Source organism: Aquamicrobium terrae (assembly GCF_052978165.1).
The window spans coordinates 1,827,569-1,850,953 of sequence record NZ_JBRKLZ010000001.1; the positions used below are offsets into that span (position 1 = coordinate 1,827,569).

Below are 23,385 nucleotides of genomic sequence, written 5' to 3' on the forward strand. Positions count from 1 at the left end.
GAACAGCTTATACAGGAACAAAACCGGAAACGCACGTATTTGTTCAATGCGAAACAGACTGTCACGGTGAAGTGAACAAAGCGAGTCAGGTTTTTTGATGGCAGGTTCAGATTTGGCGAAAGCCGCTCACCAGCGCGGCCATGTCCGCAGGCAGCGGCGCTTCGAACCGCATCATCATATGGGTGGCGGGATGGCGGAATGCAAGCAGCCGCGCATGCAGCGCCTGCCGCGGGAAGGCCTGCACCGCGTCCTTCAGCGGTTCCGGCAGCCGGTTCGCCTTGGTGCGCAACGCCTGCCCGTAATCGGGATCGCCGATCACCGGATGGCCGATATGCGCCATGTGCACCCTGATCTGGTGGGTGCGGCCGGTTTCCAGCCGGCATTCCACGAGGCTCGCGGCCGCATATTGGCTCTGGCCCTCGCCAAAGCGCTCCTCGACCCGGTAGTGGGTGACGGCGTGGCGGGCGTCGTCGCGCCCTTCCGGCACCACGGCGCGCCGCACCCGGTCCGCCGCCCGGCCGAGCGGCGCGTCGACCGTGCCTGCCAGGCGCTGGGGAATGCCCCAGACCAGCGCCACATAGGCGCGTTCGAGATCGCCGCTGCGGCCATGGTCGGCGAAGGCCTCCGACAGCGCCTTGTGGGCCCGGTCGGTCTTGGCCGCGACCAGCACGCCGGACGTGTCCTTGTCCAGCCGGTGCACGATGCCCGGCCGCTTGACCCCGCCGATGCCGGACAGGCTGTCGCCGCAATGGTGGATCAGCGCATTGACCAGCGTGCCGGTCCAGTTGCCGGCGCCCGGATGCACCACCAGCCCGGCCGGCTTGTTGACGACGATCAGCTCGTCATCCTCGTAGAGGATGTCGAGGGGGATGGCCTCGCCCAGCGGCGCCGCCGGCTCCGGCTCGGGCATGGCGACCTCGACACGCTCGCCGACGGCAAGCTTGCGCTTCGGCTCGCCGGTCGCGACGCCGCCGACCAGCACCGCGCCCTGCCTGATCAGCGCCTGCACCCGGCTGCGCGACAGGTCGGGCGCCAGCCGCGCTGCCAGCCACTGGTCGAGCCGCTGGCCGGCAGCCTCCGCGTCAGTGACGAACTCGACCCGGCCGCCCTCTATCAATCCCGAACCCACTTCGTTATGACCGCTCATCCCGATGAACTGTTGCGGACCCTGCCATGACCCGGCCCGAAACCGAAGAAGAAGACAAGCCGCTGGACCCTTCCATCGAGAAGGTGCGCCGCAAGATGATCCGCTTCATGGGCATCAATCTCGGCCTTCTGTTCCTCGCCCTTATGGTGGTGATCGCCGCCCTTGTCTACAAATCCCGGACCACGGAGCCGCAGGTCGCCGCCCCCGCCGGCGACATCCAGGCGCCTGCCGGCCAGCAGATCGAAGGCGATATCGTGCTGCCGGTCGGCGCGCGCGTCGTCTCGCAGTCGATTTCCGGCAACCGCATTTCCCTCGATGCGGAACTGGCGGGCGGCGAGCGCGTGCTGTTCGTCTACGACATCGCCGCGCGCAGCATGGTCGGGCGCTTCACCATCCGCAACAGATAAAGCATGTCGCCCGGAAGCGGGAACCGGTTTCGGGATAACGGCATGCGCAAAAAAACAGGAACTTGAAGCGCAGGGAGCGAATCTGAAAGATCGCGACACGCTTTGGCCCGATCACTTCTGCGCGCACAGCGTGCGTTCGTCTTGAAACTGCAATGCGACTCTGCCTATCTTTCCAGTGTCGCCCGATTGCAGGCGGCATGGTTGTTCTTGTTGCGAAAGGAAAGACACTGAGAACAGCACTTCGGAAGAAGGCCGAGATCGTGCCTTCGCCGGCCGGGATAGGCGTCAGCCAGCCCCGCGCCCTCGACATCGTCCTTGCCAGTCTCGAAGACTCCAAGGCCGAAAATATCGTCCCCATCGACATTCAGGGCAAATCGAGCCTCGGCGATCACATGGTCATCGCCTCGGGCCGGTCGCACCGGCATGTCGCGGCCGTCGCCGATCACCTGCTCAAGGCGCTCAAGGATGCCGGCTTCGGCAATGCGCGCGTCGAGGGTCTGGCCGGCGCCGACTGGGTCCTGATCGATTCGGGCGATGTCATCGTCCATATCTTCCGTCCAGAGGTCCGTGAATTCTACAATCTGGAGAAGATGTGGCAGGCGCCGGATCTGGAGGAAGAGACGCTGCACTAGGAGCCGGCGTCTCGCTTTGGAGCATCGGGAATATCCGATGCTTGATCTGGGGCGGGCATGAAACTCACCGTACACGCCGTGGGCCGCATGAAGTCCGGCCCCGAGAAGGAGCTTGGCGACCGCTACTACGAGCGGTTCGCCCGCAGCGGGCCGGCCGTCGGCCTCGAATTCGGCGGCATCACCGAAATCCCGGAAGGGCGCGGCCAGACGGTGGACGAGCGCCAGCGCGAGGAAGGGCAGAAGTTGCTCGCCCACGTGCAGGCCCAGGGGCAGGCGGGCGCTGCCCTTCTTCTGCTCGACGAGCGCGGCAAGAGCTTTTCGTCGCAGGAACTCGCCCGCCGCATCGACGCCATGCGCGACAACGGCCGCAAGGCGGTGGTGGTGGCCATCGGCGGGCCGGACGGGCATGGCGAGGCGCTGCGCAGCGAGGCCGAGCTGATCGTCTCCTTCGGCGCGCTCACCTGGCCGCACCAGCTCGTCCGCGTCATGCTCGGCGAACAGCTCTACCGCATCGCCACCATTCTCGCCGGCCACCCCTATCATCGCGCCTGAAAACCGGGATAGATGAGAATCACGGCCAATGACGGGCTCGCCCGGATTTTCGCCCCATTCTGCGGTCAGCAGAAGGTCGGGTGGAACATGCGCCAAACCCGCAAACATGGTTGATGATTCGTTAACGATGCTGCCGCTACTGTCGCTCCTGCATGGATGAGCGCTTGAGATCGGAACCGGGCCCGCGCGGCGCCCGCCGCCTGCTGGGGGCGCTGGCGCTGCTGGTTTCCTGCGGCCTCGCCCAGGCCGCGCCGGAAGAGCCGGCCGAGGCCGATGCCAAGCGCGCCGAATACGAGCAGGTGACGAAGGAGATCAGCCTCTCCTCGGAGCGGCTGGCCAGGCTTGCCGCCGACATCGCCGCGGTGCGCAAGGACTATGCCTCGATCACCGCCGCCCTCATACAGTCGGCCAAGACCGAGCAGAAGCTCGGGCAGGACATCGACGACATCGGCACCCGGCTGGAGGAGCTGAAGGGGCAGGACGCCCGCATCCGCGCCTCGCTGGCCGAGCGCAGCGACGTGCTGGCCGAGGTGCTGGGCGCGTTGCAGCGCATGGGCGTCAACCCGCCGCCGGCGATCCTGGTGCGCCCGGAAGACGCGCTGGCCTCGGTGCGCAGCGCCATCCTGCTCGGCGCCGTGGTGCCGGAACTGCGCCACGAGACCGAAAGGCTGATGGCGGATTTCAAGGAACATGCGCGCGTCACCGCCTCCATCGAGGCCGAGCGCGCCCGGCTCACCGCCTCCGTGACCGAGCAGCTGGCCGAGAAGCAGCGCCTCACCCTGTTGCTCGAGGCGCGCAAGAAATTCCAGGCCGAGACCCAGGCGGCGCTCGCGGCCGAGCAGCAGAACGCGCAGGAGCTGGCGGCCAGGGCGCGCAGCCTGAAGGACCTGATCGCGGCCCTCGACAAGCAGGCCAAGCGCAAGGCCGAGGAGGAGGCCCGCACGGCGGCCCTGCCGGTACCGGAGGCCAACCGCCTGCTGGAGCGCATCCCCTTCCGGTCCCTGCACGGGCAGATCGCCCTGCCGGTGACCGGCACGGTCAAGCGCCGCTTCGGCGCCAATGACGGTAACGGATCGGTGATGCAGGGCGACATGGTTGCGACACAATCGGGCGCCATCGTCACCGCACCGGCGGATGGGGAGATACTCTATGCGGGGCCGTTCCGCTCCTACGGTCAACTCTTGATCCTCGACGCCGGCGGCGGCTATCATGTCGTCCTGGCGGGGATGAACAGGTTGACCGTCGCGTCCGGCCAATCCGTTCTCGCGGGCGAGCCGATCGGCGCGATGGGTGAAGCAAGGGTGGCAAGCACCTCGGCGACACAGGATGCAAATGCCACGCCGGAGCTCTATGTCGAGTTCCGCAAGGATGGTAAACCCGTTGATCCGACCCCGTGGTGGGCGGACCGTGTTTCTGGAAGGACGTGAAATGATGCGGAAACTCTCGCTCCTGTTTGCCGGTGCGCTGATGGGCGCATCCGCCATGAGCCTTGTCTATGGCGTTCCGGGCACCGCGGCGAATGCGGCAGGCGCCGAGACCTACAAGCAGCTTGCCGTGTTCGGCGACATCTTCGAGCGCGTGCGCGCCCAGTATGTGACGCCGCCGGACGACAAGTCGCTGGTCGAGAACGCCATCAACGGCATGCTCACCTCGCTCGACCCGCATTCCTCCTTCATGAATGCGGAAGCCGCCCAGGACATGCGCGTGCAGACCAAGGGCGAGTTCGGCGGCCTCGGCATCGAGGTCACCATGGAGAACGACCTCGTCAAGGTCATCACCCCGATAGACGACACGCCCGCCGCCAAGGCCGGCGTGCTGGCCGGCGACTACATCGCCAAGATCGACGGTGAGGAGGTGCGCGGCCTGACCCTCAACGACGCGGTGCAGAAGATGCGCGGGCCGGTCTCGACCCCGATCACACTGACCATCCTGCGCGAGGGCGCCGACAAGCCGATCGAGATCAAGGTGGTGCGCGACATCATCAAGGTGAAGGCGGTCAAGTTCCGCACCGAGGACGATATCGGCTACATCAAGATCACCTCCTTCACCGAAAAGACCTATGACGACCTCGAGGCCGCCATCACCTCGATCAAGAAGGACATCCCGAAGGACAAGCTCAAGGGCTATGTGCTCGACCTGCGCCTCAATCCGGGCGGCCTGCTCGACCAGGCGGTGAGCGTTTCCGACGCCTTCCTCGACCGCGGCGAGATCGTCTCGACGCGCGGACGCGATCCCAAGGACGTCACCCGCTTCGACGCCAAGGCGGGCGATTCCATCGACGGCAAGCCGCTGGTGGTGCTCATCAACGGCGGCTCGGCCAGCGCCTCGGAGATCGTCGCCGGCGCCTTGCAGGACCTGCGCCGCGCCACCGTGGTCGGCAGCCAGTCCTTCGGCAAGGGCTCGGTCCAGACCATCATCCCGCTGGGCGAGAGCGGCGCGCTCCGGCTGACGACGGCGCTCTACTACACGCCGTCCGGCAAATCGATCCAGGGCAAGGGCATTGCGCCCGACATCAAGGTCGACCAGCCGCTGCCGCCGGAATTGCAGGGCCGCGACCTGACCCGTGGCGAATCCGACCTCAAGGGCCACATCAAGGGTGCGGAAGAGGGCGAAACCGGCTCCGGCTCGGTCGCCTACGTGCCGCCGGAAGCCAAGGACGACCTCCAGCTCACCTATGCGCTGGAACTGCTGCGCGGCCAGAAGACCGACCCGGCCTTCCCGCCCAACCCGGACAAGGCCGTCCTCAACCAGTAGGAGGTTCGGCCCGCCGCGCGGACCTGTTCATCCGCGCCACGCAATGCCAGACTGCCGGAACCTCGCCGTTCCGGCAGTTTTGATTCGGGGGCCTGCCGCAGCCGCAGGGTTGCGGCGGTCTGATTGGGGAGACGCCGCTTGTCAGGCGAAAAGGATATCGACCGCCCTCTCGGGCAGGAGCAGGGGCGGCCGCGCCGTGCCCCGGCCCTGCCGCGCATCCCGGCCGGCACCGTCCTGCTCAGCCTTGCCGCCGTGGCCGTGGTGGGCGCCTCCGCCATGATCGCGCTGCGCGAGCGGCCCTGGCGCCAGCCGGAAGTCGTCGCCACGCCGCAGCCCGCAGCCGAGGTCCCGGCACAGCCGGCGCACCCCGAAACGAGGATCACCACGCAGCCGGGCGGCGCCCAGATCATCCGCGTCGAGCCCGACGGGCCGGATGACGGCGGCGCCATCGTCGTGCGCGATCCTTCCGCCTTGCAGCAGAACCTGCGCGTCGCCCATCTGCCCGACCGCGCGCTGGTCGAGGACAGCGAGACCGGCCCGCTGCCGAAGCGCGCCGAGGACGGCAGGCGGCCCTTCGACGTCTATGCCCGGCCCTGGTCGGGCGCGCGCGGCGCCCGCGTCGCCATCGTCATCGGCGGGCTGGCCGTTTCGCAGACCGGCACCCAGGCCGCCCTCGCCAAGCTGCCGCCGGAGGTGACGCTGGGCTTCGCCTCGGGCGGCAATTCGATCGGCCGCTGGATGCAGGAGGGCCGCAGAAAGGGCCACGAGATCGTGATGCAGGTGCCGATGGAGCCGTTCGATTATCCCAATGTCGATCCCGGCCGCGACACGCTGACCGTCGAGGCCGCGCCGGACGACAATCTGCGCGCCATGCGCCGCGTGCTGTCGCGCACCACCAACTACACCGCGGTGATGAACTATATGGGCGCCCGCTTCACCGCCGACGAACAGGCGCTTTCGCCCATCATGCGGGAACTGGCGGCGCGCGGTCTCGGCTATCTGGACGACGGCTCCTCCGCCCGCAGCCGCGCGCCGGAACTGGCGGCGCAGGAGAAGATGCCGCTCGCCGTCGCCGACACCCAGATCGACGCCGTGCAGGACCGCGCCGCCATTCTCAAGAAGCTCGACGAGCTGGAAGCCACCGCCCGCGCCAGGGGCAGCGCCATCGGCATCGGCTCGGCCTTCGACATGACGGTTGACGCCGTCGCCGCTTGGGTCAATGAAGCGAAGATGCGCGGTATCGAGATCGTGCCGATTTCCGCCGTCGCCAACGATCCGGAGAGCCGCTGAAGCCGGGGAAAGCTGAACCATGTCGAAGAAGAAGCCCGTCGATCCCGAGAGCCTGCCCTACCGCCCCTGCGTGGGCGTGATGGTGCTGAACCGCGGCGGGCTGGTATGGGCAGGCCATCGCGTTCCCGAGCCCAACGACGAGACCACCGGCTCCGACAAATTGTGGCAGATGCCGCAGGGCGGCATCGACAGGGGCGAGGACCCGCTGGTCGCGGCCCGGCGCGAGCTGTTCGAGGAAACCGGCATCGAGAGCGTGTCGCTGCTGGCCGAAGCGCCGCACTGGATCAACTACGACCTGCCTTCGCACCTGATGGGCATCGCCCTGCACGGCCGCTATCGCGGCCAAACCCAGAAATGGTTCGCCTTCCGCTTCGAGGGCGACGAGAGTGAAATCCGCGTCAACCCGCCGCCCGGTGGCCATACGGCGGAGTTCGACCGCTGGGACTGGATGCCGATGGCCGACCTGCCCGGGCTCATCGTGCCCTTCAAGCGCAAGGTCTACGAGGACGTGGTGACGGTCTTCCGCCATCTGGCCGGCTGAAACCCGTCTCCCGACCGGCGCGAAGACAAAGCCTGAGACGCGGACCTGAACCCGCGCCGGGTGCCTGTTGCGTCCAAAATGCGCTACGATCCCGCGGCGGCGGCACGCCACGGGATGAAACCCCGAACGGTCCCGCCCCGACCGCGCCGAAGCGCAGCTTTTTTCGGCCTTTTTGCAGGACACCGGGTTTCCGTGCGAAATCCGGGCCATCAAGGCATTTCGGATCGCACGATCCACGAATTCAGGCATCATATTTGCAAGGAATATGCGCCTGATCGGTGTTACAAGCATCGAAGTGCGTTATCGGCGCTTGTTTGCGAAAGAATACCGGGTGGAGGACATGAATCAGGTTCCGCGTGGATACAAGACGGTGGCCGCCGATCCGGCAGCCGATGCCGGCGCCATCCTCACCATCGACCTCGGCGCTGTCCGCAAGAACTACCGCCGCCTCCAGGCCCGCCTCGGCGGCGCGAAATGCGCCGGGGTGGTCAAGGCCGACGGCTACGGGCTGGGGGCCGTTCCGGTCGCCCGCGCCCTGATGCAGGAAGGCTGCGACACCTTCTTCGTCGCCCATGTCGGCGAAGGCGTCGCGCTGCGCGCCGCCATCGGCCCCGGCCCTTCCATTTACGTGCTGAACGGCCTGCCGCCCGGCTCCGAGCCGGATGCAATCGCCGCCGGGCTGATCGCCGTGCTCAACAGCACCGAACAGCTTGCCGCCTGGCGCGCTGCCGCCAGGCAGGCCGGTCATGCGCTGCCGGCCGCCCTGCAGGTCGACAGCGGCATGTCGCGGCTCGGCATGTCGCCGGCCGAGGTCGAGGCCGTGGCCGCAGATCGCCATGCCCTCGACGGCATCGAGCTGAAGCTGGTGATGAGCCATCTCGCCTGCGCCGACGAGCCCGGCCATGCGGCCAACGAGGCGCAGCGCATCGAATTCGACCGGCTGCGCGCCCTGCTGCCGGCCGCGCCCGCCTCGCTCGCCAATTCCTCCGGCATCTTCCTCGGCCCGGCCTATCATCATCAGCTTGCCCGGCCGGGTGCGGCGCTCTACGGCATCAATCCGACACCGGGCCAGGAAAACCCGATGCTGCCGGTGATCCGCCTGCAGGCCAAGGTGATCCAGACCCGGACGGTGGAGCGGGACGCCGGCATCGGCTACGGCCACACCGCCACCGCCCAAGGCCCGCAGCGCCTCGCCACCATCTCGCTCGGCTATGCCGACGGCTGGCACCGCCGCGCCGGCGCCGCCGCCCGCTTCGACGGGGTCGAACTGCCCTTCATCGGGCGCGTGTCGATGGATTCCATCATCCTCGACATTTCTGCGCTGCCCGAGAGCCGGCTCAAGGCCGGCGATCTGGTGGACCTCATCGACGCCGAGCAGACCATCGACGACCTGGCCGGCTCCTACGGCACCATCGCCTATGAGGTGCTGACCAGCCTCGGCCACCGTTTCCACCGCATCCATGTCGGCGCGTGACCCCGCCGGACCAACCACGGATTTTCGGGAGTAGAACATGAAAGTACTGGTCCTCGGCAGCGGCGTCATCGGCGTCACCACTGCCTATTTCCTCCGCGAGGCCGGCCATGAAGTGACGGTCATCGACCGCCAGGGCGGCCCGGCGCTGGAAACCAGCTTCGCCAATGCCGGCGAGGTTTCGCCCGGCTATTCCTCGCCCTGGGCCGGCCCCAGCGTGCCGGTCAAGGCGCTCAAATGGCTCTTGATGAAGCACGGCCCGCTGGTGGTGAAGCCCACGCTCGACTGGCACATGTATGCGTGGATGCTGAAGATGCTGCGCAACTGCACCAGCGAGCGCTACGCCCTCAACAAGTCGCGCATGGTGCCGATCGCCGAATACAGCCGCGACGTGCTGAAGGACCTGCGCTCGCGCACCAACATCGCCTATGACGAGCGCATGAAGGGCACCCTGCAGCTCTTCCGCACCCAGAAGCAGCTCGATTCCATCGGCGGCGACGTCGAGGTGCTGAAGCAGACCGGCGTTCCCTTCGAGGTGCTCGATCCCGAGGGCTGCATCGCCGTCGAGCCCGGCCTCGGCAATGTGCGCGGCAAGTTTGTCGGCGGCCTGCGCCTGCCCGGCGACGAGACCGGCGACTGCCAGATGTTCACCGAGCGGCTGGCCGAGATCGCCGCCGCCGCCGGCGTCAGGTTCGAATATGGCGTCACCATCACCGGCATTGACACCGCGCAGGGCCGGATCACCGGCGTCGACACCAACGCCGGCAAGCGCAGCGCCGACGCTTATGTGATGGCGCTGGGCTCCTATTCGCCGATCTGGATGCGCAAGCTCGGCCAGCCGATCCCGGTCTACCCGGTCAAGGGCTATTCGATCACCGTGCCGATCGTGAACGCAGCCGCCGCGCCTGAATCGACCATCATGGACGAGACCTACAAGATCGCCATCACCCGCCTCGGAGACCGCATCCGCGTCGGCGGCACGGCGGAGATTTCGGGCTACAACCTAAAGCTCCACGACGCCCGCCGCGAAACGCTGGTCCATTCGGTGACCGACCTGTTCCCCGGCGCCGGCGACATCGGCGCGGCCACCTTCTGGACCGGCCAGCGGCCGATGACGCCGGACGGACCGCCGATCATCGGCGCCTCGAAATATTCCAACCTCTATCTCAACACCGGCCACGGCACGCTGGGCTGGACCATGGCCTGCGGCTCGGCGCGGGTGCTGGCCGACATCGTTTCCGGCCGCAAGCCGGACATCGACACCAGCGCATTGGGGCCGCAGCGCTACGCGGCCTGACCGCCGAAAGGAAACGCCCGGTCCAGGCCGGGCGTTTTCATTTCGAGAAGGGAAAGCCTCTACTCGGCCGGTTTGAAATTCAGCGCCACGCCATTGATGCAGTAGCGCAGGCCGGTGGGCGGCGGGCCGTCGGGGAAGACATGGCCGAGATGGCTGCCGCAGGTCGCGCAATGCACCTCGGTGCGCAGCATGCCGTGGCTGCGGTCGGTGGTAGCGCCGACCGATCCCGGCACCGGGTCGTTGAAGCTCGGCCAGCCTGTGCCGCTCTCGAATTTGAGGTTGGCCTCGAACAGCTTCGCATCGCAGCCCGCGCAATGGAACGCGCCGGCGCGGTGCTCATGGAGCAGCGCGCAGCTTCCGGGCCGCTCCGTGGCGTGCTGGCGCATCACCGCATATTGCTCGGGCGACAGCAGCGCGCGCCATTCGGCATCGCTGCGGGTGACGGGATAGGTGGTGCTTTCCATGAAACTCTCCTGCGGGAGCGATTTGCCTTAGGCAAAGATAGGATCAGGCAACCGGCCTGACCAGCACCCGGCGATTTTCAATGCATGGCGCGGCCAAGCTGCTTCGTCGCCGCTTCCAGCCCCGCGAGCGTGAGCGGGAACATGCGCCCGGAAAACAGCTTCTGGACCATGCCGATGGAGTGGGTGTAGCCCCAATGCTTCTCGGCGGTGGGGTTCAGCCACACCGCGCCCGGCCATTGGGCAAGCGCCCGCTGCAGCCATACCGCGCCCGCCTCCGGGTTCCAGTGCTCGACCGAACCGCCGGGATGGCTGATCTCGTAGTGGCTCATCGCGGCGTCGCCGACGAAGATCGCCTTGTAGTCGGAACCGTATTTGTGCAGCACGTCGAAGGTCGGGACCACCTCGGCATGGCGGCGGCGGTTGTCCTTCCACACACCCTCGTAGAGGCAGTTGTGGAAGTAGAAATATTCGAGCTTCCGGAATTCGGCCCGCGCGGCGGAAAACAGCTCCTCAGCCACCTTGATGTGGTCGTCCATCGAACCGCCGACATCGAAGAACATCAACAGCTTCACCGCGTTGCGCCGTTCCGGCCGGGTCTTGACGTCGAGATAGCCATGCTCGGCCGTGGCGTGGATGGTGCCGGGCAGGTCCAGTTCCTCGGCCGCCCCGTCGCGCACCCAGCGGCGAAGCCTTTTCAGGGCGACCTTGATGTTGCGTGTGCCGAGCTCCACCGAATCGTCGAGATTGCGGAACTCGCGCCGGTCCCACACCTTCACCGCGCGCCGGTGGCGGCTTTCATGCTGGCCGATGCGCACGCCCTCGGGGTTGTAGCCATAGGCGCCGAAGGGCGAGGTGCCCGCAGTGCCGATCCATTTCGAGCCGCCCTGATGGCGGCCCTTCTGCTCCTCCAGCCGCTGGCGCAGCGTTTCCATCAGCTTCTCGAAGCCGCCGAGCGCCTCGACCAGCCGCTTTTCCTCCTCGCTGAGGTGCTTTTCGGCCAGCCGCCGCAGCCAGTCCTCGGGCAGGTTGGCCAGGTCGACGCCGCCCTCTCCCGAAACCGCCTCGACGCCACGGAAGACATGCGCGAACACCCGGTCGAAGCGGTCGATATGGCGCTCGTCCTTCACCAGCGCCGCGCGCGCCAGATAGTAGAAGCCCTCGACGTCGTACTCGACCAGCCCCGCCTCCATGCCCTCGAGCAGCGACAGGTATTCCCGCAGCGAGACGGGAACCTTGGCCGCTTTCAGTTCGAGGAAGAAGGGGATGAACATAGACGTTTCTACAACAGGTCGTATTCGATGAAGCCGGTGCGTCGCGCCACCCTATCATAGAGGCGGCGCGCCGTGGCATTGGTCTCGTGCGTCATCCAGTACACGTTCGTCACGCCGCGCTTCGCCGCCGCCTGCCGCACCGCCTCGATCAGCGCCGCGCCGACGCCCCGGCCGCGCGCCGCCGGGTCCGCGAACAGGTCCTGAAGGTAGCAATTGTCCACCAGCGACCAGCAGGAGCGGTGATAGAGATAGTGGGTGAGGCCCACCGCCTTGCCGTCGATCAGCGCGATGAAGCCCTTCGGCTCGAACTCGCCGGGCGAAAACAGCCGCTGCCATGTGCTTGCATGGACCTCTTGCGGCAGCTCGGTCTCGTAGAAGGCGAGATAGGCGCTCCACAGACGCTGCCAGGCGCCATGGTCGCCCGCTTCCAGCGGCCGGATGATGATGTTGCTCATGCTCTTCTCCCTGTTCGCCGCCCCAGCCTAGAGGGGCACGGCCGCCTGCGCCATGGTGCAGCAAGCCGGCCTTTCCTGCGCCATGGACATCCGCGCCTTTCCTTATGCGCCGCCTTTGTGTAAAGCGAAGGCAGCAACTCCCGCAACGACACTACGGGCACAAGCCATGGACAAGTTCACCAAGCTCACCGGCGTCGCGGCGCCCCTGCCGATCGTCAATGTCGACACTGACATGATCATCCCCAAGGATTATCTGAAGACGATCAAGCGCACCGGGCTCGGCAAGGGCCTGTTCGCCGAGATGCGCTACAATGAGGACGGTTCGGAAAACCCCGATTTCGTGCTCAACAAGCCCGCCTATCGCAACGCCCAGATCCTCGTCGCCGGCGACAATTTCGGCTGCGGTTCGAGCCGCGAGCATGCGCCCTGGGCCCTGCTCGACTTCGGCATCCGCTGCGTGATCTCGACCTCGTTCGCCGACATCTTCTACAACAACTGCTTCAAGAACGGCGTCCTGCCGATCACCGTCAGCCAGGAAGACCTCGACAAGCTGATGGACGACGCCTCGCGCGGCGCCAACGCCACGCTGTCGATCGACCTGGAGGCCAAGGAAATCCGCGGCCCCGACGGCGGCGTCATCACCTTCGACCTCGACGACTTCAAGCGTCACTGCATGCTGAACGGCCTCGACGACATCGGCCTGACCATGGAGAAGGCCGGCTCGATCAGCACCTTCGAGCAGAAGAACGCCGAGTCCCGCCCCTGGGCCTGACCGACTGAAGCAACGAAATCGACGGGATGCGCGCCTGACGGCCCGCATCCCGTTTCGCATTTCGGGCCTTCCCCTCGGGCATCCCGCGCAAAGGTGGACAGCACCCGGCAGCCTCCCTAACGTGCCCTTCTCCCAAGCCATTCCGATTCGGCCCCTTCCGGTCGGGAAGCGATCACGGTGCAACCGGAGGTCCACACGATGAAACCGATTTTCCGCCTGTCCGCGGCAACCCTTGTGGGCATCGGCCTTTGCTCGCCCGCCCTGACGCAGGACGAGCAGCCGCAGAGCATCCCCTTTGCCGGTGGCGCCCTGACCATCACCCAGAAAGAGGAATATGGCGAAAAGACCCTTTCCTTCGGCGACAAGGAACTGGCGAGCGCCTATGTGGTGTATTTCGACAAGATCGTCGATCTGGCCGGCACCGAGGTCGCGCTGTTCGATGTCGGCGACGGCGGCAATGCCTGCGGCCCCGCCAAGATCATGGTGTGGAAGGGCGAGAACGGCGCCGTCCAGCGCGCCAGCATGGGCGAGGACGATTGCGGCGCGCCGGTGACGACCGTTTCCGACGACTCGCTCTATTTCGTGCCGTGGCTGGCCCCGGGCGGCGACGGGGTCGTCACCCGCTGGACGCCCGATGCGGGATTTGCCACGGCAGGCACCCTGACCTATGCGCCGCAGCCGGGAACGGGCTGGAAGGACATCGACCCCGCGAAGTTCGGCAACATGATCGACGCCTTCCAGAACGAGGCCGTCTACGGGCAGGCCGTCGATCTGCTCGACGATTCGCTGGAAGAGGTGGTCACCAGCCTGATGGTCGGCGCGGGACCGGAAAAGACGGCCTCCGGCATCATCTACGGCGACGGCTGCATCCCGCATGCCTGCGGCACCTATGACGGCTTCATGGCCATCGATCCGGCGAACCAGAAGCTCTATTTCGCCCGCCAGACCGACGCCGGCAAACCCCAGACCTGGCCGGCGCTCGGCGGCTGGCCGGCGGAAGCCCGCACCGCCATGGAAAAGGCGCTGGAGCCGCGTCAATAACCATGAAGGTCCGGCGCGTCCTCGCCAATATCGCCACCGATGATATCGCCGCGGCAAAGCGCTTCTATGGCGACGTGCTCGGCCTCGACATCCTCATGGACCATGGCTGGATCGCCACGTGGGGCTCGCAGGAAAAGATGACGGTGCAGGTTTCCTTCGCCGTCGAGGGCGGCTCCGGCACGCCGGTGCCCGATCTTTCCATCGAGGTCGACGATGTCGATGAGGCCTTTACGGACATGAAAGCCGCCGGCTTCGGCATCGAATACGGCCCCGCCGACGAACCGTGGGGCGTGCGCCGCTTCTATGTGCGCGATCCCTTCGGCCGGCTGGTGAACATCCTCTCGCATCGATAGCGGGCGGGCCGGGCAATCCGGCTCGCAAGGATTTGCCCTTGCGGAAAGCTTGCGTCTTGCGCAAGCGCCCGCGCGCGGTTAGCAAAGCGGCGGTTCAACACTCCTCGGGAAATGATCTCATGGCTGCGAAAAAACTCTTCCTCCTCCCCGGCGACGGCATCGGCCCTGAAGCGATGGCGGAGGTGAAGAAACTGATCGCCGTCATGAACAAGGCCGGCGCCGGCTTCGAGACCGACGAGGGCCTGGTCGGCGGTTCGGCCTATGATGCCCACGGGCAGGCGATTTCCGAAGCCGACATGGAAAAGGCGCTGGCCGCCGACGCCGTGCTGTTCGGCGCAGTCGGTGGGCCGAAGTGGGATGCCGTGCCTTACGAGGTGCGCCCGGAAGCCGGACTGCTGCGCCTGCGCAAGGACCTCGAACTGTTCGCCAACCTGCGCCCGGCCATCTGCTATCCGGCGCTGGCCGCCTCCTCCTCGCTCAAGCAGGAGGTGATCGAAGGGCTCGACATCCTCATCGTGCGCGAGCTGACCGGCGGCGTCTATTTCGGCGAGCCCAAGCAGATCATCGACCTCGGCAACGGCCAGAAGCGCGGCATCGACACGCAGGTCTACGACACCTTCGAGATCGAGCGCATCGCCGGTGTGGCCTTCGAGCTGGCCCGCACCCGCAACAACCACGTCACCTCGATGGAAAAGCGCAACGTCATGAAGTCGGGCGTGTTGTGGAACGAGGTCGTCACCGCCACCCACAAGGCGAAATACAGCGACGTCAAGCTCGACCACATGCTGGCCGATGCCGGCGGCATGCAGCTCGTGCGCTGGCCCAAGCAGTTCGACGTCATCGTCTGCGACAACCTGTTCGGCGACATGCTCTCCGACGTGGCGGCCATGCTGACCGGCTCGCTCGGCATGCTGCCCTCGGCCTCGCTCGGCGCTCCCGATGCCAAGACCGGCAAGCGCAAGGCGCTCTACGAGCCGGTGCACGGCTCGGCGCCGGATATCGCCGGCAAGGGCATCGCCAATCCCATCGCCATGATCGCCTCCTTCGCCATGTGCCTGCGCTATTCCTTCAACATGGTTGTGGAAGCCGACCGCCTGGAAAAGGCGATCTCGGCGGTCCTCGACGAGGGCTACCGCACCGGCGACATCATGTCGGAAGGCATGAAGCAGGTCGGCACCGCCGAGATGGGCGACGCCATCATGGCGAAGTATCGCGCCGCCTAAAGCGGTTCCGGTCAACGGGCAATCGCCTTCTGATTGCTCGTCATCCCGGCCAAGGAAGCGATAGCGACCGCGAGCCGGGATCCATTCCGGGAACCTTCGAACGTCACGGAATGGATTCCGGACAGCCTCGGCTGCGCTCCGGCTTCCGGGACGACGGTGGAAAGCAAAAAAGGCCGCCTTGGGGCGGCCTTTTTCTATGCGAACCTATTCGGGCTTCGGCCGCTTCGGTTTCTTTGCCGGCTTTCCTGTTGCGCCCGTGTCGAACTTCGGCTTGGCCGCCTTCTTGCCGCCCCATGGCTTTGCACCGGCATCGGCGAATGCCGGCTTGTCGCCCTTCGCGAATTTTTTCTTCGGCGCGCGTTCGCCACTTTCCTTGCCGAACCCGCCCTTGCCGCGATGCGGCTTCTTTTCCGGCCGCGGCGCACGATAGGCGCTGCGGGAAAAATCGGGCTCGCCATCCACCGCCTCGACGCGGATATTGCCCTGAATGGTCATATGCGGCCCCAGCGCCTCCACGAACGCATCGGCGCTGTCGGCGGCGATCTGCACGAAGGTTTCCTCCGGCTGCATGCGGATGGCGCCGATCTCGCGCTTGGTGAGATTGGCCGTGCGGCACAGCATAGGGATCAGCCAGCGCGGCTCGGCGTTCTGCTTGCGCCCGACCGACAGCGAGAACCAGACGCTGTCGCCGAAATCGTCACGGCTTTTAGACGGGGTGCCGGCATGGCCGCCAGCCTTTCCGCCGACCGGCAGCGGCCCGCTTTCCGACAGATATTCCGGGGCGGAGCGTCCGGCGCGGCTCATCCGCAGATAGGCGGCCGCCATCTGCTCGGGGCCGAAACGGTCGAGCAGCGTGGCGACGAAGTCGCGCTCGCCCTCGCTGACCGGTTCCGACAGCGCCGGATCGGACAACATCCGCTCATTGTCGCGGGCGATCACCTCCTCGGCCGAGGGCGGGCGCGCCCATTCGGCCTCGATACGGGCGGCCTGCAGGACGCGTTCGCTGCGCCGGCGCGCCGGATGCGGCACGATCAGCGCGCTGATGCCCTTGCGCCCGGCCCGGCCGGTGCGGCCGCTGCGGTGCAGCAGCGTATCGGGATTGGTCGGCAGGTCGGCATGGATCACCAGTTCCAGCCCCGGCAGGTCGATGCCGCGCGCCGCCACGTCGGTGGCGATGCACACCCGCGCCCGGCCGTCGCGCATGGCCTGCAGCGCATGGGTGCGCTCGTTCTGGCTGAGCTCGCCGGACAGCGCCACCACCGAGAAATTGCGGTTGCTCAGCCGGGCGGTGAGATGGTTCACCGCCGCGCGCGTGTTGCAGAACACGATGGCGTTGCGCGCCTCGTAATAGCGCAGCACGTTGACGACGGCATTGTCGCGATCGGCCGGCGTCACCACCAGCGCGCGATACTCGATGTCGTGATGCTGCTTTTCTTCGCCCGCCGCGGCGATGCGAACGGCGTCCCGCTGGTATTCCCTGGCCAGCGCGGCGATGGCACGCGGCACGGTGGCCGAGAACATCAGCGTGCGGCGCTCGACGGGCGAGGAGCCCAGGATGAATTCGAGGTCCTCGCGGAAGCCGAGGTCGAGCATCTCGTCGGCCTCGTCCAGCACCACGGCGGCGAGCCCGGAAATGTCGAGCGCCCCGCGCGTGATGTGGTCGCGCAGGCGGCCGGGCGTGCCGACCACGATATGGGCGCCGCGTTCCAGCGCCCGCCGCTCGGTGCGCATGTCCATGCCGCCGACGCAGGTGGCGATCGCCGCCCCGGCCTGCTCGTAGAGCCATGACAGCTCGCGCGCGACCTGCAAGGCAAGCTCGCGCGTCGGCGCCACCACCAGCCCGAGCGGTGCCCCGGCCTCGCCGAAGCGGGTTGCTTCGCCCAGCAGCGTCGGCGCCAGCGCCAGCCCGAACGCCACCGTCTTGCCGGAGCCGGTCTGCGCCGAAACCAGCGCGTCGGACTGCCCCAGCGCGGGGTCGATCACCGCCTTCTGCACCGGCGTCAACTCGGAATAACCGCGCTTTTCCAGCGCCTCGGCGAGCGCGGGCGCGATACCTTCAACCATCATTTTTGTCTTTCGGAATGCGGGGCCCGTCCAGGCCTTCGAAAATAAGAGCCGGCCACTTGGCGGCATAAGACCGCGCGGCCGGAAACGAAGCTGCGCCGCTCCTACTGCGCCCGGCGCCCATTGTACAGAGCGAGCGTGATTGACTCTTGACGCAAAACGCGTAAAAGCCGGCACCGAACAGGACGTATCCACCATGCGCGGCCTTTTGATGGCTTTTCTCGCACGCGGCCTTGACAGCCGCGAGACCCCGGCCCCGGCCGGGCGCATGTTCGCGTCCCTGCTTTCGACCAAAACCACGGCCAAAAAAACGACCGCCACCACGGTCTGATCTCCCTTGGCCTGCTCGCCCTCTCCCCGGGTCCGGCCCGAGGGAGGCGGGACCCGCAAACGGCCGGCGGGTTTCTCCAAGCAAAACAAGCGGAGAGCGACAGGAGATAGAGTTCGATGGGCTTCAAGGTTGCGGTTGTCGGCGCCACAGGCAATGTGGGTCGCGAAATGCTCACCATTCTGGAAGAGCGCGGTTTCCCGGTCAGCGAGGTCGTGGCGCTCGCCTCGCGCCGCAGCCAGGGCACCGAGGTGTCCTTCGGTGACAAGACCCTCAAGGTCAAGGCGCTGGAGACATACGACTTCTCCGACACCGACATCGCCCTGATGTCGGCCGGCGGCAACGTCTCCAAGGAGTGGTCGCCGAAGATCGGCAAGCAGGGCTGCGTCGTCATCGACAACTCCTCGGCCTGGCGCTACGACCCTGACGTGCCGCTGATCGTGCCGGAAGTGAACCCGGACGCCATCGACGGCTTCACCAGGAAGAACATCATCGCCAACCCCAACTGCTCGACCGCGCAGATGCTGGTGGCGCTGAAGCCGCTGCATGACGCCGCCACCATCAGGCGCGTCGTGGTGTCCACCTACCAGTCGGTGTCGGGCGCCGGCAAGGAAGGCATGGACGAGCTGTTCTCGCAGACCCGCGCCGTCTTCGTCGCCGATCCGGTCGAGGCCAAGAAGTTCACCAAGCGCATCGCCTTCAACGTCATCCCCCACATCGACGTGTTCATGGAAGACGGCACCACCAAGGAAGAGTGGAAGATGGTGGCCGAGACCAAGAAGATGCTCGACCCCAAGATCAAGGTGACCGCCACCTGCGTGCGCGTGCCGGTGTTCATCGGCCATTCGGAAGCCGTGAACCTCGAATTCGAGAAGCCCATCACCGCCGACGAGGCCCGCGAGATCCTGCGCGAGGCGCCGGGCTGCCTGGTCGTCGACAAGCACGAGGACGGCGGCTACATCACCCCGGTGGAGAGCGCCGGCGAGGACGCCACCTACATCTCCCGCATCCGCGAGGATTCGACCATCGACAACGGCCTGAACCTGTGGATCGTGTCGGACAATCTGCGCAAGGGCGCCGCCCTGAACACCGTGCAGATCGCCGAGCTGCTGGTGGCGCGCGGCCTCATCCAGCCCAAGAAGCAGGCCGCCTGAGTCGCAAGGAAACAGCCCCCCACCCTCCCCGCAAGCGGGGAGAGGGAGGCATCGACGTTGCGGCCATCATCCTTCTCCCCGCCTGCGGAGAGAAGGTCCCGGCAGGGGGATGAGAGGCAGACCACCTGAACCGGAATCGCCCCAAAACAAATCGCCCTGAAGCGCTGCTTCAGGGCGATTTTCCTTTCAGGTCCTTGAAGACCGATCACACCATGCCGAGAGCGGCCTTGTAGAGGTCGAGGATGGATTCTTCCTCCTCGCGCTCGGCCTGGTCCTTCTTGCGCAGGCGGATGATGGTGCGCATCGCCTTGGTGTCGAAGCCGGTGCCCTTGGCCTCGGCGAACACTTCCTTGATGTCGTCGGCGATGGTCTTCTTCTCTTCCTCGAGCCGTTCGACGCGCTCGATGAAGGCCCGCAGCTGGCCGGCGGCCACGGTGTTGCTGGTTTCGGTGATCTCGTCGGCCATGATTTTCTCCGTATCGTTTCTGGTTGGCGGCGACTCGGCAAGCCGGGCCGCAAATTCAGCCCGGTTCGATGCCCGACAGGCTTGGGCGGGTCAAGCGGTTTGTAGGGCCGTCCCGGCCCCATAAAACGATCTGCTGACACTCATTCGAAGACGATCAGCAGGTCCTTGGCGTCGATCTGGTCGCCGGAACGCACCAGCAGCTCGGCCACCGTGCCGTCGCGCTCGGCATGCAGCGCCGTCTCCATCTTCATCGCCTCGATGGAAAGCAGCACGTCGCCCGCCTTGACGCTCTGGCCGGCCGCCACGGCGACCGTGGAGACCACGCCGGGCATCGGCGCCGCCACATGGGCGTCGTTGCCGGGCTCGGCCTTGCGGCGCGCCTTGACGGCGGAAGCGCCATGCGCCCGGTCCGGCACCTTGACGCGGCGCGGCTGGCCGTTCAGCTCGAAGAACACGGTGACCATGCCCTTGTCGTCGACGTCGCCCACGGCAAGGCAGCGGATGACCAGCGTCTTGCCCTTCTCGATGTCGACGAAGATCTCATCCTCCGGCTTCATGCCGTAGAAGTAGGTCGGCGTCGGCAGCACGGAGACCGGACCGTAGGTTTCCTGCGCGGCGGCGAAATCGGAAAACACCTTCGGATACATCAGCCAGGACGCGAATTCCTGCTCGGAAAGCGTGCGTCCGACCTTCTCCTCCGCCTCTTTCCTGCCCGCCGCCAGATCGGCCGCCGCCAGCAGCGAGCCCGGCCGCACGGCGATCGGCTTGGCCCCCTTCAGCGCCTTCTTCTGCAAGGCCGCGGGCCACCCGCCGGGCGGCTGGCCGAGGTCGCCGCGCAGCATCGACACCACCGAATCCGGGAAGGCGATGTCGCGGTCCGGGTTCTCGACATCGGCGACGGTCAGTTCCTGGCTGACCATCATCAGCGCCATGTCGCCCACCACCTTGGAGGATGGCGTCACCTTGACGATGTCGCCGAACATCAGGTTGACGTCGTGATAGGCCTGCGCCACCTCGTGCCAGCGCGTTTCCAGCCCCAGGCTGCGCGCCTGCTCCTTGAGGTTGGTGAACTGGCCGCCGGGCATCTCGTGCAGGTAGACCTCCGAGGCCGGTCCCTTGAGGTCGCTCTCGAAGGCCGCATACTGGTTGCGCACCGCCTCCCAGTAGAAGGAGATCTTGCGAATCCATTCGGTGTCGAGGCCCGGGTCGCGCTCGCCGCCCTTCAGCGCCTCGACGATGGAGCCGAGGCAGGGCTGCGAGGTGGTGCCGGAAAACGCGTCCATGGCGCCTTCGACGGCATCGACGCCCGCTTCCACCGCCGCCAGCACGGTCGCCGCCGAAAGGCCGGAAGTGTCGTGCGTGTGGAAATGGATCGGCAGGTCGGTTTCGTCACGCAGCGCCTTGAACAGCACCCCCGCTGCAGCCGGCTTCAGCAGGCCGGCCATGTCCTTGACCGCGATGATATGCGCGCCGGCCGCCTCCAGTTCCTTGGCCAGTGCCACATAATATTTGAGGTCGTATTTGGCGCGGGACGGATCGAGGATATCGCCCGTGTAGCACATCGCCGCCTCGCACAGCTTGCCCTCGGCGATCACCGCGTCCATGGCGACGCGCATGTTCTCGACCCAGTTCAGGCAGTCGAAGACGCGGAACAGGTCGACGCCGCCATCGGCCGCCTGCTTCACGAAATGCTGGACGACATTGTCGGGATAGTTGGTGTAGCCGACGCCGTTGGCGCCGCGCAGCAGCATCTGCAGCAGGATGTTGGGCGCCGCCTCGCGGATCAGCGCCAGACGCTCCCACGGGTCTTCCGTCAGGAAGCGCATCGCGACGTCGAAGGTGGCGCCGCCCCAGCATTCCAGCGACAGAAGCTGCGGCAGGGCGCGCGCATAGGTGCCGGCGATGCGGGCAATGTCATGGGTGCGCATGCGTGTCGCCAGCAGCGACTGGTGGGCGTCGCGCATGGTGGTGTCGGTGATCAAGACCTGCTTCTGGGCGCGCATCCATTTGGCGAAGCCCTCCGGTCCCAGCGCGTCCAGCCGGTTGCGGGTGCCTTCGGGGATCGGGCCGGTGAACCATGGCACCATCGGCTCGGCCATGCCCGCCTTCGGCTGCGGCCGGCCGCGCGTCTCGGGATGGCCGTTGACGCTGACATCGGCCAGATAGGTGAGCAGCTTGGAGGCGCGATCCTGCCGCCTCACCTGGGTAAACAGTTCCGGCGTCGTGTCGATGAACTTGGTGGTGTAGGAATTGTCCTGGAATTTCGGATGCGTGATGATCGCTTCCAGGAAGGTGAGGTTGGTGGCGACGCCGCGAATGCGGAATTCGCGCAGCGCCCGGTGCATGCGCTGGATCGCCTCGTCCGGGGTGCGCCCCGAAGCCGTCACCTTGACCAGCAGCGGATCGTAGTAGCGGGTGATGATGGCGCCCGAATAGGCGGTGCCGCCGTCCAGGCGGATGCCGAAGCCGGCGGCCGAGCGATAGCCGGTGATGCGGCCGTAATCGGGAATGAAATGCTGCTCGGGGTCTTCCGTGGTGATGCGGCACTGGAGGGCATGGCCCTGCAGGTGGATGTCCTGCTGGGCCGGCACGCCCGATTCCGCCGTGCCGATGGCATGGCCGTCGAGGATGTGGATCTGCGCCTTGACGATGTCGATGCCCGTCACCTCCTCGGTGACCGTGTGCTCGACCTGGATGCGCGGATTGACCTCGATGAAATAGAACTTGCCGGTGTCCGCGTCCTGCAGGAACTCGACCGTTCCGGCGCCGACATAATCCGTCTCGCGGGCGATCTTCAGCGCGTGGCCGCACAGTTCCTGCCGCAGCTCGTCGCTGAGATAGGGGGCCGGCGCGCGCTCCACGACCTTCTGGTTGCGGCGCTGGATCGAGCAGTCGCGCTCGAACAGATGCACGGCATTGCCATGCGTGTCGCCCAGTATCTGAACTTCTACATGGCGGGCCCGCTCGATCAGCTTTTCGAGATAGACCTCGTCCTTGCCGAAGGCGGCCTTGGCCTCGCGCTTGCCCTCCATCACCTCGCGGGCAAGCTCGGCTTCCGAGCGGATGACGCGCATGCCGCGCCCGCCGCCGCCCCATGACGCCTTGAGCATCAGCGGATAGCCGATCTCGGCGGCAAGCACCTTCACCGCCTCGATGTCGTCGGGCAGCGGATCGGTGGCCGGGATGACCGGCACGCCCACCTCGATGGCGAGGTTGCGCGCCGCCACCTTGTTGCCGAGCCGGCGCATGGTCTCCGGCTTGGGGCCGATGAAGGTGACGCCGGCGGCCGCGCAGGCGTCGGCGAATTCGGGGCTCTCCGACAGGAGGCCGTAGCCCGGATGGATGGCGTCGGCGCCCGAAAGCTTCGCGACGCGCAGCACCTCCTCGATCGACAGATAGCTTTCGATGGGCCCGAGATCGCGCGCCAGATGTGGGCCGCGGCCCACCTGGTAGCTCTCGTCGGCCTTGAAGCGATGCAGCGCGTATTTGTCCTCTTCCGCCCAGATGGCCACGGTTTTGAGGCCGAGCTCATTGGCCGCGCGGAACACGCGGATGGCGATTTCAGACCGGTTGGCGACGAGGATCTTCGTGATGGCCAATGACACACTCCGCTGTCTGGAAGAAGGCGGCGCATGATTACCGCGAAAATGCTGCATCGCAAACAGGAATGACGCTGCGTGAGGCGGCAAATGCATGAAACATG

The 23,385-nt window shown here is 66.5% G+C and carries 22 protein-coding genes; 15 read left to right on the forward strand and 7 right to left on the reverse strand.

The genetic code is table 11. The features are described 5' to 3' along the window. Positions 1-106: 106 nt before the first annotated feature. The gene (locus ACVCNR_RS09240; protein ID WP_447074517.1) at positions 107-1,147 is read right to left on the reverse strand and encodes an RluA family pseudouridine synthase; all 1,041 of its coding nucleotides are present in this window, start codon (positions 1,145-1,147) and stop codon (positions 107-109) included. Positions 1,148-1,173: 26 nt separating this feature from the next. On the opposite strand from ACVCNR_RS09240, the gene ACVCNR_RS09245 reads away from it, so the two are divergent. The 9 genes from ACVCNR_RS09245 (at position 1,174) to ACVCNR_RS09285 (ending at position 10,091) form a co-directional block, all read left to right on the forward strand. Then, positions 1,174-1,554: a fimbrial protein gene (locus ACVCNR_RS09245; protein ID WP_447074518.1), complete on the forward strand. Its 381-nt coding sequence runs from the start codon at positions 1,174-1,176 to the stop codon at positions 1,552-1,554. 260 nt (positions 1,555-1,814) lie between these two features. After that, positions 1,815-2,186, forward strand: a complete 372-nt coding sequence (rsfS, locus tag ACVCNR_RS09250) for a ribosome silencing factor (protein ID WP_447075669.1) — start codon at positions 1,815-1,817, stop codon at positions 2,184-2,186. Positions 2,187-2,243: 57 nt separating this feature from the next. Beyond that, positions 2,244-2,738 (forward strand): 23S rRNA (pseudouridine(1915)-N(3))-methyltransferase RlmH, encoded by a 495-nt coding sequence (rlmH, locus tag ACVCNR_RS09255; RefSeq protein ID WP_447074520.1) that lies wholly within the window; start codon positions 2,244-2,246, stop codon positions 2,736-2,738. 152 nt (positions 2,739-2,890) lie between these two features. Then, positions 2,891-4,165 (forward strand): murein hydrolase activator EnvC family protein, encoded by a 1,275-nt coding sequence (locus tag ACVCNR_RS09260; RefSeq protein ID WP_447074522.1) that lies wholly within the window; start codon positions 2,891-2,893, stop codon positions 4,163-4,165. Between the two features lies 1 nt (position 4,166). Next, positions 4,167-5,492, forward strand: coding sequence for a S41 family peptidase (locus ACVCNR_RS09265; protein ID WP_354193435.1), 1,326 nt, complete (start codon positions 4,167-4,169; stop codon positions 5,490-5,492). 138 nt (positions 5,493-5,630) lie between these two features. Next, entirely contained in the window at positions 5,631-6,782 is a 1,152-nt protein-coding gene (locus ACVCNR_RS09270; RefSeq protein ID WP_447074523.1) for a divergent polysaccharide deacetylase family protein, read from the forward strand. Positions 6,783-6,801: 19 nt separating this feature from the next. After that, positions 6,802-7,323, forward strand: coding sequence for an RNA pyrophosphohydrolase (locus ACVCNR_RS09275; protein ID WP_447074525.1), 522 nt, complete (start codon positions 6,802-6,804; stop codon positions 7,321-7,323). Positions 7,324-7,663: 340 nt separating this feature from the next. Next, positions 7,664-8,797, forward strand: a complete 1,134-nt coding sequence (gene alr, locus ACVCNR_RS09280; RefSeq protein WP_447074527.1) for an alanine racemase — start codon at positions 7,664-7,666, stop codon at positions 8,795-8,797. Between the two features lie 37 nt (positions 8,798-8,834). After that, the gene (locus ACVCNR_RS09285; RefSeq protein WP_447074529.1) at positions 8,835-10,091 is read left to right on the forward strand and encodes a D-amino acid dehydrogenase; all 1,257 of its coding nucleotides are present in this window, start codon (positions 8,835-8,837) and stop codon (positions 10,089-10,091) included. A 59-nt stretch (positions 10,092-10,150) separates the two neighbouring features. On the opposite strand, the gene msrB is transcribed toward ACVCNR_RS09285, so the two are convergent. The 3 genes from msrB to ACVCNR_RS09300 form a co-directional block, all read right to left on the reverse strand. Next, positions 10,151-10,555, reverse strand: a complete 405-nt coding sequence (gene msrB / locus ACVCNR_RS09290) for a peptide-methionine (R)-S-oxide reductase MsrB (RefSeq protein WP_354193427.1) — start codon at positions 10,553-10,555, stop codon at positions 10,151-10,153. A gap of 77 nt (positions 10,556-10,632) precedes the next feature. Next, positions 10,633-11,826: a vWA domain-containing protein gene (locus ACVCNR_RS09295; protein ID WP_447074530.1), complete on the reverse strand. Its 1,194-nt coding sequence runs from the start codon at positions 11,824-11,826 to the stop codon at positions 10,633-10,635. A gap of 8 nt (positions 11,827-11,834) precedes the next feature. Further along, entirely contained in the window at positions 11,835-12,281 is a 447-nt protein-coding gene (locus ACVCNR_RS09300) for a GNAT family N-acetyltransferase (protein WP_354193424.1), read from the reverse strand. Between the two features lie 166 nt (positions 12,282-12,447). Here ACVCNR_RS09300 and leuD point away from each other — a divergent pair, with 166 nt between their 5' ends. The 4 genes from leuD (at position 12,448) to leuB (ending at position 15,670) form a co-directional block, all read left to right on the forward strand. Next, positions 12,448-13,053 carry a 3-isopropylmalate dehydratase small subunit gene (leuD, locus tag ACVCNR_RS09305; protein ID WP_354193423.1) on the forward strand — a complete coding sequence of 202 codons (606 nt, stop codon included), beginning with the start codon at positions 12,448-12,450 and terminating at the stop codon, positions 13,051-13,053. A gap of 198 nt (positions 13,054-13,251) precedes the next feature. Then, positions 13,252-14,094 carry an Ivy family c-type lysozyme inhibitor gene (locus ACVCNR_RS09310; protein WP_354193421.1) on the forward strand — a complete coding sequence of 281 codons (843 nt, stop codon included), beginning with the start codon at positions 13,252-13,254 and terminating at the stop codon, positions 14,092-14,094. Between the two features lie 2 nt (positions 14,095-14,096). After that, complete coding sequence (locus tag ACVCNR_RS09315; RefSeq protein ID WP_354193420.1) at positions 14,097-14,447, forward strand: VOC family protein; 351 nt, start codon at positions 14,097-14,099, stop codon at positions 14,445-14,447. A gap of 119 nt (positions 14,448-14,566) precedes the next feature. Continuing rightward, positions 14,567-15,670 (forward strand): 3-isopropylmalate dehydrogenase, encoded by a 1,104-nt coding sequence (gene leuB, locus ACVCNR_RS09320; RefSeq protein WP_354193419.1) that lies wholly within the window; start codon positions 14,567-14,569, stop codon positions 15,668-15,670. A gap of 204 nt (positions 15,671-15,874) precedes the next feature. Here leuB and ACVCNR_RS09325 read toward each other — a convergent pair whose 3' ends face one another. After that, positions 15,875-17,737 (reverse strand): DEAD/DEAH box helicase, encoded by a 1,863-nt coding sequence (locus tag ACVCNR_RS09325; protein ID WP_354193417.1) that lies wholly within the window; start codon positions 17,735-17,737, stop codon positions 15,875-15,877. 193 nt (positions 17,738-17,930) lie between these two features. On the opposite strand from ACVCNR_RS09325, the gene ACVCNR_RS09330 reads away from it, so the two are divergent. After that, entirely contained in the window at positions 17,931-18,065 is a 135-nt protein-coding gene (locus ACVCNR_RS09330; RefSeq protein ID WP_354193416.1) for a hypothetical protein, read from the forward strand. Between the two features lie 116 nt (positions 18,066-18,181). Further along, complete coding sequence (locus tag ACVCNR_RS09335) at positions 18,182-19,216, forward strand: aspartate-semialdehyde dehydrogenase (RefSeq protein WP_354193415.1); 1,035 nt, start codon at positions 18,182-18,184, stop codon at positions 19,214-19,216. Positions 19,217-19,421: 205 nt separating this feature from the next. Here ACVCNR_RS09335 and ACVCNR_RS09340 read toward each other — a convergent pair whose 3' ends face one another. Both ACVCNR_RS09340 and pyc read right to left on the reverse strand, forming a co-directional pair. Then, positions 19,422-19,682 (reverse strand): DUF2312 domain-containing protein, encoded by a 261-nt coding sequence (locus tag ACVCNR_RS09340; RefSeq protein WP_447074533.1) that lies wholly within the window; start codon positions 19,680-19,682, stop codon positions 19,422-19,424. Positions 19,683-19,822: 140 nt separating this feature from the next. Continuing rightward, positions 19,823-23,281, reverse strand: coding sequence for a pyruvate carboxylase (gene pyc / locus ACVCNR_RS09345; protein ID WP_447074534.1), 3,459 nt, complete (start codon positions 23,279-23,281; stop codon positions 19,823-19,825). Between the last annotated feature and the right edge of the window lie 104 nt (positions 23,282-23,385).